Consider the following 13,082-nt stretch of genomic DNA (forward strand, 5'->3'; position numbering starts at 1 on the left):
GAGAGTGGTTCCCCCGGCTAGCCAGCCCCCGTCACAGGCGGGGCTGGCGGCTGCGGGCATCGCCGGCATCGCGCTTCCGGCAGCGGGTGTGGTGTGGCTCACATCCGCACCGCCCGCCCCGATGCTGGCGCTGGGGATGATGGGCGCAGGGATGATCGGTGCCGCAGCGCTCGGTCGTTTGCGCGCAGGCGTGGTTCTTGCGCTCGCCGCGCTGGTGGTGCTGATCGGGGTCGCCTCCGTCACGGGCTTGCGCGTGTCCGCAGCCCATCTTCCGGCGCTGGCTTGCGTGGCTGCGGTGGGCGCGGTCAGCTTTGCCGTTCGCGGAGCGCTATTTGCGCGCAGCGCGGCGCCGCGCGGATGGTGGGCGGCGCTGGCGGTCGTGGCGGGCGAGGCGGCGGTGCTGGCGACCGCTGCCTTGCGGCCCGATGCCCTGCCCTCAGCCGTGCTTGCGCTGCTGCCCGCCCAATGGGCCAGCACCGCGCTCGCCGCCGCGATGGCGCGCGGCGCGGTGGCGGTGCCGCAACTGATCGCACTCGCCGGCACCGCAGCGGCGACCGGGCTGGTGATCGCGCAGTGGCCGCGGCGCTGGACATACGGCGTGATGTTCAGCGTGTGGATCGGCCTGTCCGCACAGGTCTGGCGCTACGGCTAGCGCGCATCCCCCCTCCTCCCCGCCAAACGCGGCCAGCCGAGGCGGGAATCGCTGGAAAACTCGCCCCGCTCCCTTTGCGCCGGCGCCCGGCCTCCCTAATCCCGCTGGCGTGAGCGTATCAATCGACATCGGGCGAGGGCCGGACGGGAGCGAGATCGGCATCGATCTGGCCGAGCTTCTGGCGACGCGCCTGCTCGTTCAGGGCAATTCGGGCTCGGGCAAGTCGCACCTGCTGCGCCGCCTGCTCGAGGAATGCGCCGGGCAGGTTCAGCAGATCATCATCGATCCCGAGGGCGATTTCGTCACGCTCGCCGATGCCTTCGGCCACGTGGTGATCGACGCGGGCGCCTATTCCGCGCGCGAGATCGAGGAGCTTGCCGCGCGCGTGCGCCAGCACCGCGCCTCGGTGGTGCTTGCGCTCGACGAACTTGAGGTCGAGCAGCAGATCCGCTGCGCGGCGCTGTTCCTGACCGCGCTGTTCGACGCCCCGCGCGAGCATTGGTATCCCGCGCTGGTGGTGGTCGACGAGGCGCAGATGTTCGCGCCCGCTGCCGCCGGCGAGATGAATGACGAGGCGCGGCGGCTCACGTTGTCGGCGATGACCAACCTGATGTGCCGCGGGCGCAAGCGCGGGCTGGCGGGGATTGTCGCCACGCAGCGGCTGGCGAAGCTTGCCAAGAATGTCGCGGCCGAAGCCAGCAACTTCCTGATGGGACGCACTTTTCTCGACATCGACATGCAGCGTGCGGCAGATCTTCTGGGGATGGACCGGCGGCAGGCCGAGCGGATTCGCGATCTCCAGCGCGGGCAGTTTCTGGGGCTTGGCCCGGCGATCAGCCGCCGCCCGGTGGCGGTGCAGGTCGGCGCGGTGCGCACTTCGGGGCGCGGCGGTGGCCAAGGGCTGATCCCGCTGCCCGAAGCCGAAGACGGCGCGATGGAAGCGCTGCTCACCGACCGCCTGACCGAAGCCGCGGCGCAAGCCCAGCCCGTTCGCCGCGCGCCGCCGCCGCCGGCCCCGCGCGCCGATCTGGAGGATGCGATCGCGCTTCCCCGCGTGCTGCCCGAGGTCAAACCTACAGAACCGCGCTTCGACCCGCCTGCATCCCCCCCCGCACCGCCGCCGCCTGCGCCGCGAGCCGCACCCGAGCCCGGCACCGGCGCTGCGCCCGAGGACATCATCCGCGCGATCGCCTTGTCCGAAGGCGCGTCCTATCGCCCGGCGGCCAGCCTGTTTCGCGAGTTCGCGATCCGTTGCCGGCAATCGGGCACGGCTTCGGCACATATCGACCTGCCCCGCTTCCGCCGCCTTTTTGCCATGGCAATCAGCGGCTTGGACCAGACCGACGAACCCATCCGCAGCGCGATCATCGCGGCTGCCGAAGGGGTCGAGGACGATCTGCTCGCCCCCTATCTCGCGCTGCTGATCGCCGCACACACGGGCACCGCGATGCCGGACGAGGAGGAACTCGGCCGGCTTTACGGAAGCGCCTCGCCCAGCCGGGTGCGGCGGCTGCTCGAACATCTTGAACGGCAGGGCCGCATCGTGGTGCGCGAGGATTTCGGCGGCGACCGCTCGATCACGGTGCCGATCGATCCGGTCATCGCCTGACCGGCAATGTTTCACATGAAACATCGCGTCGACCGGGGGCAAAATGGGCGCAAGAGCCTCTCGAAGCGGGTCTAGCGGGGGTCTGAACGGGGTCTGGGCGCGATCAGGACGAGGCTGACGACAGCACGCATCCGTCCCTCTGCCCCGCTCCCGGAAAATCGCCCCCGTTCAACGCATCGGCGGCTGCAATCCGGCCTGAAACGCCTATCTTGGGCGGCGACACAGGAGCCACGCCATGATCGAACGCCTTATCACCAAACGCATCCACGACCTTGGCGGCGGGTTTACCGTGGGCCGCGTGCTGCCGTTTCACGCGCGGCGGATGGTCGGGCCCTATATCTTTTTCGACCATATCGGCCCGGTGGAACTTGAACCCGGCATCCCCAAAAGCCTCGACGTGCGCCCGCACCCGCATATCGGGCTGGCGACCGTCACCTATCTCTACGACGGCGCGATCACGCACCGCGACAGTCTTGGCGTGCATCAGGAAATCCACCCGGGCGAGGTCAACTGGATGATCGCCGGCAAGGGGATCACCCATTCCGAACGCTTCGAATACGCGCGGCTCAACGGCGCGTTGATGCACGGCATTCAGGCGTGGGTCGCCCTGCCCCAGGATGCCGAGGAGGTCGATCCCGCTTTCTCGCACCATGCGGATCTGCCGCGCTGGGACGAGCCGGGCCTGACCGGTCGCCTGATCGCGGGCACGATGGAAGGGATGACCGCGCCCACCCCCACGCACTCGCCGCAGTTCTACGCCCATTGGCAGATGGCCGCCGGCACGCGCCGGGTGCTCCCTGCCGACTATTCCGAGCGCGCGGTCTTCGTTGCGGCAGGCACCGCCGAAGTTGGCGGAACGCAGGTGGAAACCGGCACGATGGCAGTGCTCGAAGCCGGCAAGGAAGCGGCGATTATCGCGACCACCGAAGCGACCGTGATGGTGCTGGGCGGAGAGCCGGTGGGCGAGCGGTTCATGTTCTGGAACTTTGTCCATTCCTCGAAAGACCGCATCCGGCAGGCATCCGAGGATTGGCAGACGGGTCGCTTCACTCTGCCCCCCGAAGACAATCAGGAATACACGCCCCTGCCCGAATTCAAGGGGTTCTGAGGCAAAGCGGCCTACCCATCAAAACAGGCGCGCGCCCGGCGGCACCGCGCTGTCGGGTGCGAACAGCACCACGCGGCCCTGGGCGTCGGGAAAGCCCAGCGTCAGCACTTCGGACATGAATTTGCCGATCTGGCGCGGCGGGAAATTGACTACCGCGGCAACCATCCGGCCGACCAGATCGGCGGGCGCATAAAGCTCGGCAATCTGCGCCGAGGATTTCTTCACTCCCACGCCGTCGCCGAAATCGATCGTCAACCTAATGCTGGGCTTGCGCGCTTCTGGGAAAGGCTCGGCGGCGATCACACGGCCTGCGCGGATATCGACCGCAAGAAAGGCGTCGAAGCCGATGGGGGCAGCAGCAGGCGCGGCAGGATCGTGGACAAGGTGCATGGCCCCGCAGCCTAGCGCGCGGGCGCGGTTTGACAATCCGCCGCCTGTCCGCAAGTCTTTGCCCCAGACGCGCGGCAGACGCGCCGAAAAAAGGGGATCGATCGATGCAAGCGCAAATACTCGCGCCCGCCGCCGTGCTGGTGGTGTGGACGATGATCATGCTGTTCTGGATGGCGGGGGTGCGACTGCCTGCCTTGAAGAAGGCCGGGATCGACCTTGGCGCACGGCCCGGAGGCCGGGGGCAGGATCTCGAAGGGCAGATCGCGCCGCAGTTCCAGTGGCCTGCGCACAATTACATGCACCTGATGGAGCAACCCACTGTGTTCTATGCTGCGGTCGCGATCCTTGCGATCATGGGCGCAGGCGCGTTGGACGTGGCACTGGCCTGGGCTTACGTCGCCTTGCGGATCATCCATTCGGTCTGGCAGGCGACGGTCAACAAGGTGCCGGTGCGCTTTACGCTGTTCATGCTGTCGAGCCTCGCCCTGCTCGCGCTGGCGATCCGCGCGGTGATCGCCACCGCCTTTGCCGACCCTTCGGCCCTTCCCGCGTAAGGAGCGCGATCATGATCGGAATGGAGATTTTGAAGCCCGTCGTCGTGTTGCTGGGATGGACGATGGTGATGTGGGTGTGGATGTATGCCACCCGCATCCCGGCGATGCTGAAGGCCGGGATCGACGCCAAAGGCATGGTCGGCAGCACCGGGGCGAGCCTGCGCGCACAACTGCCCGATCAGGTCAGCTGGAAGGCGGACAATTACAACCACCTCCACGAAGCGCCGACGCTGTTCTATGCTGCGGCGATCGTGCTGGCTATCATCGGTCAGGGCGACGGGATCAATGCGGCGGTCGCGTGGACCTATGTGGCCCTGCGGATCGCGCATTCTCTGGTGCAGGCCACCGTCAACCGCGTGGCGATCCGGTTTGCCTTGTTCGCCTTGTCAACAATCGCGCTGATGATCCTGATCTTCCACGCGATCATTCCGGTGTTCGACCTCCATCTGCACGGTTGAACCATGCCGGCGGCGGAGCGATCACTCCGCCGCTTCGGCCTGCTGTTCGGCGTGCGCGCGGCCGGCGAGCCAGCGTTCGGCATCGAGCGCCGCCATGCAGCCCATCCCCGCCGCGGTCACCGCCTGGCGATAGACATGATCGGTCACGTCGCCCGCGGCAAAGACGCCGGGGATCGCGGTCTTGGGGGTGCCGGGCTCGGTCAGCAGATAGCCGCTTTCGTCCATCGGCAACTTGCCCACGAACAGCGAGGTCGCGGGCGCATGGCCGATCGCGACAAAGGCGCCATCGGTTTCCAGCGTCGATGCCTCGCCCGTCACCGTATCGGTCAGCGCAAGGTGATGGAGCATGCCGTTTGCGCCCGCCTCGAAGCTGTCGACCGCCTTGTTCCAGAGCACGGTGATCTTGGGGTGCGCGAACAGGCGGTCCTGCAGGATGCGCTCGGCGCGCAAGCTGTCGCGGCGGTGGATCAGTGTGACATCGTCCGAATGGTTGGTGAGGTAGAGCGCTTCTTCGACTGCGGTGTTGCCGCCGCCGATCACCGCGACCTTTTTGCCGCGGTAGAAGAACCCGTCGCAGGTCGCACAGGCGCTGACCCCTTTGCCGCCCAGCGCCATTTCGCCGGGCACGCCCAGCCATTTCGCCTGCGCGCCCGTGCAGATCACGATGCAATCGGCGATGTATTCGTCGCCGCTGTCACCGATCGCGCGGAAGGGCGAGCCCCCTTCGAGATCGACCGTGACGATGGTGTCCCACATCATCCGCGTGCCGACATGCTCGGCCTGGACGCGCATTTCCTCCATCAGCCAGGGGCCCTGCACCACATCGCGAAAACCGGGGTAGTTCTCGACATCGGTGGTGATGGTGAGCTGGCCGCCGGGCTGGAGGCCCTGAACGACGATCGGTTCGAGCATCGCGCGCGCAGCATAGATCGCGGCCGAATAGCCGGCCGGGCCGGAGCCGATGATGAGCATCTTGGTGGTGTGGGTCGCCATGTGCGGGTGCCTTGAAGTGGGAATCTGTTGGCCGGGATATGGGGTTTCAGGCGGCGCTTGTCACGCGGTCAGCTTGGCGATCAGACGCTCTTTTCTTTGCGCGTCGACACCTAGGATTGTCGCCAGATAGGCATCGAGCGAGCCGTAATCGCGTGTCACCTCCGCCAGGTAAGTGTCGATATATTCTGGTAGAACGCCCATCAGGTTGTGCAGCGCCTCGGCGTCGATCGTGCCGTAATGCGCCTCCATCCGGGGCAATGACTGGCGTTCGAGAATGCTGCGCGTCGGCGCATCGTTGGTGAGCAGGAACTCGGCCTTGTAATCGTCCGGGTGGACGCCGAGGACATGGAGCAGCAGGCTCGCCGCGATCCCGGTGCGGTCCTTGCCCGCAAAACAGTGGACGAGGCTGCCGCCGTCAATTTCGTCGAGCGCGCGGAAATATTCGCGGAAAATCCAGACCATCGCCGGGTTGACCGGCATCCGCGTATAGACCGCAAGCATCCGCTCGCGCGCCTTTTGCGCGGTCATTGCGATCTGTCCGCCGCCGCCTTCGTGGGGCGGCGAGTTTGAGGTTTCGCCATCGAAGGCAATCACTTGCGCGGCAAAGTTCGCATGGCGCCTGCAGGGAAAACCCGTGCGCTCGCTTACCCCGCGAAGGTCGATCACGGTGCGGATGTCGAGTGCGTCGAGCAGCGCCAGATCGCTCTCGGAGGCTTCCATATGCTGGCCCGAACGAAACAGCACGCCCTCGCGCACGCGCCCCCCGGCGGCGGTGGCATAGCCGCCATAATCGCGCAGGTTGTGGATGCCTTGCGTGACGTAGAACGGGCCGATGCGCGAGTGGCTGGCAGGAGCGGCGGAAGAATCGCTGGTCATGGCGGTAGCCCTTACACCCCGCCTCCCGCGGGGCAAGCCGGAGCACGCCGCGTCCCTAGGGGATCATGCGAGGGGGCGCGGCAGGCCGCTGCCAAGACGCGGCTGGTTAACCCTGCATTGTCCAAAGCCCTCTCCCAAGCCGCAAGGAACCCCATGGCCCGCATCCTGATCGCCGATGACGACGAACTGATTGCCGAAATCGCCAGCGAAGTGTTGATCGACGCCGGCTATGCTTGCGGCTGGGTCACTACGGCGAGCGCGGCGTGGACCTGCCTCAACCGCAAGCGGCCCGATCTGCTGCTGCTCGACCAGGCGATGCCCGGCGAATCCGGCATCACGCTGCTGCGCCGCCTGCGCCAGTCGCCGCAGTTCTACGATCTGCCGGTGATGATGCTGACCGCGATGGCGGGCGAACAGGACCAGTTGCAGGCGATCTATGCCGGCGCCAACGAGTTCATGTCGAAGCCCTTCACACCCGCCGATCTGGTGGCGCGGGTGCAGCGGATCTTCCAGCTTCGCAGCGGGCGTCCGCGCCATGTCGATCTGCGCAGCAAGGTGATTGCCGAACAGAACCAAGCCGCCGTCCACCCCGAGGTGTTCCGCCGCGTGCTCTAATCCGCGCGCGCAGCCGCCAGCAAGCCGCGTCCGATCACCTGCGCCTGGATCTCAGCTGCGCCTTCGAAGATGTTGAGAATCCTCGCATCGCACAGCACGCGGCTGATCGGGTATTCGAGCGCGTAGCCATTGCCGCCGTGAATCTGCAAGCCATTGTCCGCCGCGCTCCACGCGACCCGCGCAGCGAGCAGCTTGGCCATCCCGGCCTCGATATCGCAGCGTGCACCCTTGTCCTTGGCGCGTGCGGCGGCATAGGTCAGCTCGCGCGCCATCACGGTTTCGGCGGCCATCAGCGCAAGCTTGTCGGCCACGCGCGGGAACGCCGTGAGCGCCTGCCCGAACTGCTTGCGGCCCAGCGCATAGTCCAGCGCCAGATCGAAGGCATTCCACGCGACGCCCACGGCGCGCGCCGCGGTCTGGATACGCGCGCCTTCGAAGGTGCGCATCAGCTGCTTGAAACCCTGCCCCTCGCGCCCGCCCAGCAGCCCGTCGGCCGCCACCGCAAAGCCATCGAGGCCGAGCGCATATTCCTTCATGCCCCGGTAGCCGAGGACTTCGATCTCACTGCCGTCGATCCCGCGATCGGGGAATGGCGCACCATCATGTCCGCGCGTCTTGGCGGCGAGTAGCATCGACAATCCGCCATAGCCCGGCGTGGCCGGATCGGTGCGCACCAGCATCGTCATCAGATCGGCGCGCGCGGCATGCGTGATCCAGGTCTTCGCCCCCGTTACCTGCCACCCGCCGTCTTCGCCCCGCACCGCGCGCGTGCGCACCGCGGCAAGATCGCTGCCCGTATCGGGTTCGGTAAAGACCGCGGTGGGCAGGCACGAGCCGTCGGCAATCCGCGGGAGCCAATGCGCCTTTTGTTCAGGCGTGCCATTTTCAGCGATCAATTCGCCCGCGATCTCGGACCGGGTGCCGAGGCTGCCCGCGCAAATCCACCCGCGCGACAATTCCTCGGACACCAGTGCCATCGCCAGCTTGCCGAGGCCGAGGCCGCCGTGTTCTTCGGGAATGCAGACCCCGAACACGCCAAGCTGCGCCATTTCGCAAATCACTTCGTCGGGGATCAGCGCATCGTCCAGATGCCATCGATGCGCGTGGGGAGTGATTGCAGCGGCGGTGAAGCCGCGCATGACAGCGCGCATCTGATCGAGCGCGTCATCGCCCAGGCCCTCGTATGGGCGGATGCCATCAGCGAGCAGCGCAGCAAGCGCGGCGCGGGTTTCGGGCGTGCTGCCTTCCGCGAGGAACCGCGCCACGGCAGGGTCTGCGGCAAGCGCTTGCGCTTCGGCCGCCGTGCCAAGCGCATGGGGGCGCACGATCTCGGTGGCGCTCATCGGCACGCCATAGGCGATCTGTGCGAGGGTTTCGCCCAGACCCACGCGCAGTGTCAACGCCTCGGCCTCGCCGAATTGGCCGGTCTCAGCGGCGTACGCGGCCCAGTCGGTCGTGGCCTCGATCGCGGCGACCGTTGCCGCAACCCAGGCAAAGCCGTGCAACCGGTGTTGTTCGCGGGTCAGCAGGTCTGGATCGACCGCGCCGTCGGGCGCCACGGCGGCGTGCGTCGCTGCGCGGACGGCTGCCAGATAGTCTTGCGCTGCGGCAAGTGCGGCGCGGGCGGTGGTGATCCATGCGTTCATGCAGGCTGCGGTAGCAGACCGGCAGGGAGGCTGCGAAGTCGCAAATCCGCGGCTTCGCGGGCGCGCGGGGGGTGGTGCGTCACCCGCCCCCCGCGCGTCCGTGCATCATTCGTAGGTGCCCAGCAGCCCGCGCGCGACCACCCAGTTGTGGATTTCCGACGGGCCATCATAGATCCGCATCGTGCGCAGCTTGTTGCTCATCAGGTAGAGCGGCAATTCGCGCGTCATCCCCATGCCGCCGTAAAGCTGCATCGCGTGGTCGACGATCTTGTAGGCTTCCTCGGTGCAGAAGCTCTTGATCATCGAGATTTCGCTGCGGGTATCGCGGCCCTCGTCGATCTTCCAAGCGCAATCATAGGTCATCAGCCGCATCGCGTGGATCTTGGTCGCGGCGTCGCTGATCCAGTTCTGCACGCTCTGGCGGGCTGACAGGGGCTTGCCGAAAGTCTCGCGCTGCGGGGCGTAATCGATCATCATGTCGAGCGCGCGTTGCGCCATGCCGATCGACCACGAGGCCATCTCGATCCGCCGGGTGCCCAGCCTGACCTGCATCGGCGCAAAACCCTGTCCGCGCGTGCCGAGCAGTTTCCAGCCCGGAACGCGGCAATCCTCGAGCGCGATTTCATAGGTCGCGGTGCCATCGATCATCGGGATTTTGCGGGTAACGTTGAAGCCCGGCGTGCCCTTGTCGACAAGGAAGGCGGACATGCCGTTGCGGCCATTGGGGTTCTTGTCGGTGACCGCCATCAGGATCGTGAAATCGGCCTCGGCGCCCTTGGTGATCCAGATCTTGCGGCCGTTGATGATCCAGTCGTCGCCGTCCTGCACCGCGGTGGTGCGCATGCCTTGCGGGTCGGCGCCTGCGCCGGGTTCCGAAATGCCGATCGCGCTGATCGTTTCGCCGCGGACATAGGGTTCGAGATAGGCTTCGCGCTGGCGTTCGTCGGCGGCGACCATCAGCATTCGCAAGTTGGGCGAATCGGGCGGCAGGTAATAGGGCACGACGGTCTTGCCGAGTTCCTCGGACACGCCGACCATCGCCACCATCGGCAAGTTCATGCCGCCCACTTCCTCGGGCGCATCGAGGCCCCACAGGCCAAGTTCGCGGCTGACCGCGTCGACCTTGGCGGTTTCCTCGGGCGTCAGATAGGTGCCCTGCCCCAAGTTCTCGCGCGCGATGACGCTGGCTTCGTAAGGCATCAATTGATCGCGCACGAACTTGCCCACCAGGTCTTTCAGCATGGTGTGTTCGTGGCTCAGCTCGAAATTCATCGTGTGTGTGTCCCTGTCCGTTTGCGGGTCTGCGCAGGAGCGCCCCTGACACCACACATTACGCGGCGTGTCACCCACCGGATTTCGCAGTGTCTGTGCGATGAGACGTTATAACCATTACTTGACCGCTTTGCGCGATGTGCATAGGTTCACACTTGCAAACCTTCAAAAGCTTGCAGTTATGGGAGAGATTCCGTTGCCAAGCCGGCTCATCGTGTCGCGCCAACTTGCCGATCTGTTCCGGCTGCTGGCGCACGCCGACCGGCTGCGGCTGATCGAGGATCTGCGCGGGGGAGAGAAGGACGTCACCGGGATCGCCCAGTCGCTGGGCCTGCCGTCCACCCGCGTGTCGCAGCATCTGGCGCTGCTGCGCGCACACCGGCTGGTCGAAGAGCGCCGCGACGGGCGCAACCACTATTACCGACTGGCCCGCCCGGATCTGGCGGGCTGGGTGCTGGGTGCGCTGCCCTTCATCGACATCCGCCAGCAACTCGAAGATGCCGCCCATATCGACACCGCGCGCGCCCTGTGGGGCGAGGCCGATTGAAAACCCTACCGAAAGGATTGTTACAATGCCCCATTTCGCCAAAGGCGTGGTCAAGTTCCGGCGTGATGTCTATCCCGGAAAGGCCGAACTGTTCGAAAAGCTCGCCACCGGCCAGAGCCCCGAGGCATTGTTCATCACCTGCTCGGACAGCCGGATCGAAACCGCGATGCTCACCCAGACCGATCCGGGCGAGCTGTTCATCTGCCGCAATGCCGGCAACATCGTGCCCCCGCACACCAACCAGACCGGCGGGATGACCGCCTCGATCGAATTCGCGATCGGTGCGCTCAAGATCCCCAACATCGTGATCTGCGGCCACACCGAATGCGGCGCGATGAAGGGTGCGATGAACCGTGCCGCGCTGACCAGCCTGCCGCACGTGCGCGAATGGCTCGGCTATTCGCAGGGCGCGGTCGATATCGTCGAGGCGATCGGCCCCGATCTCGAACCCGAAGCCAAGATGAAGATGCTGCTCGAACAGAACGTTATCCTGCAATTGCAGCACCTGAAGACCCACCCCACGGTCGCGGTCGCGCTCGCGCAGGATGCGGTGACGCTGCATGGCTGGGTTTACGACATCAAGACCGGCGAAGTCTCCGCCTATGACGAGGACAACAAGTGCTGGGTCTCGGTCGAGGAGCGTTATGCCGGCGAACTGCTCGAATTGATGGACGACAAGCACGCCTGCTGAGCTGCCTTTCCCTTACCCCATTGACCTGACCTGACGGAGCATCCCCCATGCACGCTGCCGCCGCCGACCGATCAACCTCTGCCGTGTTGGGGCGAGATTTTCTCGCTTCGATCGTGGTGTTCCTTGTGGCCCTGCCACTGTGCATGGGGGTCGCGATCGCCTCGGGCGCACCACCTGCGCTGGGGCTGATCACGGGGATCGTGGGCGGTATCATCGTCGGCTCGCTCGCCGGCTCGCCTTTGCAGGTCAGCGGCCCGGCGGCGGGCATGGCGGTGCTGGTCTTCCAGCTGGTGCAGGAACACGGCCTCATCATGCTTGGCGTGGTCGGGCTGATCGCGGGCGCATTGCAATTGCTCGCCGGGGTGCTCAAGCTTGGCCAATGGTTCCGGGCGATCTCGCCTTCGGTGATCCACGGCATGCTGGCCGGGATCGGGGTGCTGATCCTCGTCTCGCAGCTGCACGTCATGCTCGATGACGCCCCACGCGCCAGCGGCCTGCTCAACATCGCGGCGATCCCCGAGGCGGTGATCAAGGCGATCCCGACCGACGGTTCGGTGCATCACCTTGCGGCGATGGCGGGGGTCATCACGATCCTGACGATCGTGCTCTGGAACCACTTCAAGCCCAAGCAGCTCAGCCTGATCCCCGGCCCGCTGCTCGGCGTGATTGTGGGCACGATCTTTGCGATGGTCTTTGCGCTGCCGATCACGCTGGTCGAACTGCCCGATACGCTGGCGGGCGCATTGAACATCCCCACCGGCGAGGCGCTGGCCGGGTTCACCAATCCCGATATCCTCACGCTTGGCCTCGTCTTCGCTTTCGTCGCCAGTGCCGAAACGCTGCTGTGCGCGACTGCGGTCGACAAGATGCACATCGGCGCGCGCACCGACTACGACAAGGAACTGCGCGCGCAAGGGATCGGCAACATGATCTGCGGCGGGCTTGGCGCGCTGCCGATGACCGGCGTGATCGTGCGGTCTGCCGCCAACGTCGAAGCCGGCGCGACGACGCGTTTTTCCGCGATCATGCACGGCGTGTGGCTGCTGCTCGCGGTCGCGGCCTTCCCCTTCGTGCTCAACGAAATCCCGACCTCGGTGCTCGCCGCGATCCTCGTCTACACCGGCTACAAGCTGGTCAACATTGCGCAGATCCGCAAGATTGCCGAATTCGGGCGGCAGGAACTGGCGATCTATTTCGTCACGCTGCTGGGCGTGGTGCTGATCGACCTGCTGACCGGGGTGATCCTCGGCTTTGCGCTGGCCACCGCCAAGCTGGTCTACACCTTTTCGCACCTCGAAATCACGCGCGAGCATGATGAGGAGACCAACCGCGTCGATCTGTGGATGAAGGGTTCGGCGACGTTCTTCTCGATCCCGCAGCTGGGCAAGGCGCTCGAAAGCTCGCCCGTCGGGTCGGAAGTCCACATCCACGTCGAGAAGCTCGACTATATCGACCACGCCTGCCTTGAAATGCTGTCCTCGTGGGAGAAGCTGCACCAGACCACCGGCGGCACGCTGGTGGTGGAATGGAGCGAGCTGGTCGAACGCTATGGCCGGCGTTCCGAAGATCCGAGCAAGACGGAGATCCCGGGCCTTATGGTGCGCCCGGCGGCCTGATCGGAGAAGCCAGAGCGCGCGGGGGCTGACGACGGCCACCGCGCGCGCCTGGCCA

The 13,082-nt window shown here is 66.1% G+C and carries 14 protein-coding genes; 9 read left to right on the top strand and 5 right to left on the bottom strand.

The features are described from left to right. Window positions 1-4 precede the first annotated feature (4 nt). From A9D12_RS00070 to A9D12_RS00080, 3 genes are all read left to right on the top strand, one after another. The gene (locus A9D12_RS00070) at window positions 5-652 is read left to right on the top strand and encodes a hypothetical protein (protein WP_231889650.1); all 648 of its coding nucleotides are present in this window, start codon (window positions 5-7) and stop codon (window positions 650-652) included. A gap of 109 nt (window positions 653-761) precedes the next feature. Further along, window positions 762-2,261, top strand: coding sequence for a helicase HerA domain-containing protein (locus tag A9D12_RS00075; protein ID WP_068348398.1), 1,500 nt, complete (start codon window positions 762-764; stop codon window positions 2,259-2,261). 235 nt (window positions 2,262-2,496) lie between these two features. Further along, a complete protein-coding gene (locus tag A9D12_RS00080) occupies window positions 2,497-3,369 on the top strand; it encodes a pirin family protein (protein ID WP_068348400.1) in 873 nt (290 codons plus the stop codon). A gap of 18 nt (window positions 3,370-3,387) precedes the next feature. Here A9D12_RS00080 and A9D12_RS00085 read toward each other — a convergent pair whose 3' ends face one another. After that, window positions 3,388-3,759 carry a tRNA-binding protein gene (locus A9D12_RS00085; RefSeq protein ID WP_068348403.1) on the bottom strand — a complete coding sequence of 124 codons (372 nt, stop codon included), beginning with the start codon at window positions 3,757-3,759 and terminating at the stop codon, window positions 3,388-3,390. Between the two features lie 104 nt (window positions 3,760-3,863). Here A9D12_RS00085 and A9D12_RS00090 point away from each other — a divergent pair, with 104 nt between their 5' ends. Beyond that, window positions 3,864-4,313 (top strand): MAPEG family protein, encoded by a 450-nt coding sequence (locus tag A9D12_RS00090; RefSeq protein WP_068348406.1) that lies wholly within the window; start codon window positions 3,864-3,866, stop codon window positions 4,311-4,313. A gap of 11 nt (window positions 4,314-4,324) precedes the next feature. After that, entirely contained in the window at window positions 4,325-4,771 is a 447-nt protein-coding gene (locus tag A9D12_RS00095) for an MAPEG family protein (RefSeq protein ID WP_068348409.1), read from the top strand. A 21-nt stretch (window positions 4,772-4,792) separates the two neighbouring features. Here A9D12_RS00095 and trxB read toward each other — a convergent pair whose 3' ends face one another. Both trxB and A9D12_RS00105 read right to left on the bottom strand, forming a co-directional pair. Next, window positions 4,793-5,764 carry a thioredoxin-disulfide reductase gene (gene trxB, locus A9D12_RS00100; RefSeq protein WP_068348412.1) on the bottom strand — a complete coding sequence of 324 codons (972 nt, stop codon included), beginning with the start codon at window positions 5,762-5,764 and terminating at the stop codon, window positions 4,793-4,795. Window positions 5,765-5,824: 60 nt separating this feature from the next. Then, window positions 5,825-6,640, bottom strand: a complete 816-nt coding sequence (locus A9D12_RS00105) for a tyrosine-protein phosphatase (protein WP_068348414.1) — start codon at window positions 6,638-6,640, stop codon at window positions 5,825-5,827. A 153-nt stretch (window positions 6,641-6,793) separates the two neighbouring features. On the opposite strand from A9D12_RS00105, the gene A9D12_RS00110 reads away from it, so the two are divergent. Beyond that, window positions 6,794-7,255 (top strand): response regulator, encoded by a 462-nt coding sequence (locus tag A9D12_RS00110; protein WP_068348417.1) that lies wholly within the window; start codon window positions 6,794-6,796, stop codon window positions 7,253-7,255. On the opposite strand, the gene A9D12_RS00115 is transcribed toward A9D12_RS00110, so the two are convergent. Both A9D12_RS00115 and A9D12_RS00120 read right to left on the bottom strand, forming a co-directional pair. Continuing rightward, the gene (locus tag A9D12_RS00115) at window positions 7,252-8,901 is read right to left on the bottom strand and encodes an acyl-CoA dehydrogenase family protein (RefSeq protein WP_068348420.1); all 1,650 of its coding nucleotides are present in this window, start codon (window positions 8,899-8,901) and stop codon (window positions 7,252-7,254) included. The two genes, A9D12_RS00110 and A9D12_RS00115, sit on opposite strands and share 4 nt — an antisense overlap. Before the next feature lie 105 nt (window positions 8,902-9,006). Next, window positions 9,007-10,173, bottom strand: coding sequence for an acyl-CoA dehydrogenase family protein (locus A9D12_RS00120; protein WP_068348423.1), 1,167 nt, complete (start codon window positions 10,171-10,173; stop codon window positions 9,007-9,009). 214 nt (window positions 10,174-10,387) lie between these two features. Between A9D12_RS00120 and A9D12_RS00125 the strand changes: the two genes are divergently transcribed. The 3 genes from A9D12_RS00125 to A9D12_RS00135 are packed head-to-tail and all read left to right on the top strand — an operon-like array spanning window position 10,388 to window position 13,027. After that, window positions 10,388-10,720 carry an ArsR/SmtB family transcription factor gene (locus tag A9D12_RS00125; protein ID WP_231889651.1) on the top strand — a complete coding sequence of 111 codons (333 nt, stop codon included), beginning with the start codon at window positions 10,388-10,390 and terminating at the stop codon, window positions 10,718-10,720. A 25-nt stretch (window positions 10,721-10,745) separates the two neighbouring features. Beyond that, window positions 10,746-11,411, top strand: coding sequence for a carbonic anhydrase (locus A9D12_RS00130; protein ID WP_068348426.1), 666 nt, complete (start codon window positions 10,746-10,748; stop codon window positions 11,409-11,411). Window positions 11,412-11,458: 47 nt separating this feature from the next. After that, window positions 11,459-13,027, top strand: a complete 1,569-nt coding sequence (locus A9D12_RS00135) for a SulP family inorganic anion transporter (protein ID WP_068348429.1) — start codon at window positions 11,459-11,461, stop codon at window positions 13,025-13,027. Window positions 13,028-13,082: the final 55 nt, after the last annotated feature.

This window comes from Erythrobacter neustonensis, assembly GCF_001663175.1.
Taxonomy (GTDB): Bacteria; Pseudomonadota; Alphaproteobacteria; order Sphingomonadales; family Sphingomonadaceae; genus Erythrobacter; species Erythrobacter neustonensis.

What these genes read in the sequence shown, in the direction of transcription:
- A9D12_RS00115 (WP_068348420.1), bottom strand. Translation starts at nt 8,901, where the DNA reads ATGAACGCATGGATCACCACCGCCCGCGCCGCACTTGCCGCAGCGCAA.
- A9D12_RS00095 (WP_068348409.1), top strand. Translation starts at nt 4,325, where the DNA reads ATGATCGGAATGGAGATTTTGAAGCCCGTCGTCGTGTTGCTGGGATGG.
- A9D12_RS00080 (WP_068348400.1), top strand. Translation starts at nt 2,497, where the DNA reads ATGATCGAACGCCTTATCACCAAACGCATCCACGACCTTGGCGGCGGG.
- trxB (WP_068348412.1), bottom strand. Translation starts at nt 5,764, where the DNA reads ATGGCGACCCACACCACCAAGATGCTCATCATCGGCTCCGGCCCGGCC.
- A9D12_RS00130 (WP_068348426.1), top strand. Translation starts at nt 10,746, where the DNA reads ATGCCCCATTTCGCCAAAGGCGTGGTCAAGTTCCGGCGTGATGTCTAT.
- A9D12_RS00135 (WP_068348429.1), top strand. Translation starts at nt 11,459, where the DNA reads ATGCACGCTGCCGCCGCCGACCGATCAACCTCTGCCGTGTTGGGGCGA.
- A9D12_RS00110 (WP_068348417.1), top strand. Translation starts at nt 6,794, where the DNA reads ATGGCCCGCATCCTGATCGCCGATGACGACGAACTGATTGCCGAAATC.
- A9D12_RS00085 (WP_068348403.1), bottom strand. Translation starts at nt 3,759, where the DNA reads ATGCACCTTGTCCACGATCCTGCCGCGCCTGCTGCTGCCCCCATCGGC.
- A9D12_RS00105 (WP_068348414.1), bottom strand. Translation starts at nt 6,640, where the DNA reads ATGACCAGCGATTCTTCCGCCGCTCCTGCCAGCCACTCGCGCATCGGC.
- A9D12_RS00120 (WP_068348423.1), bottom strand. Translation starts at nt 10,173, where the DNA reads ATGAATTTCGAGCTGAGCCACGAACACACCATGCTGAAAGACCTGGTG.
- A9D12_RS00090 (WP_068348406.1), top strand. Translation starts at nt 3,864, where the DNA reads ATGCAAGCGCAAATACTCGCGCCCGCCGCCGTGCTGGTGGTGTGGACG.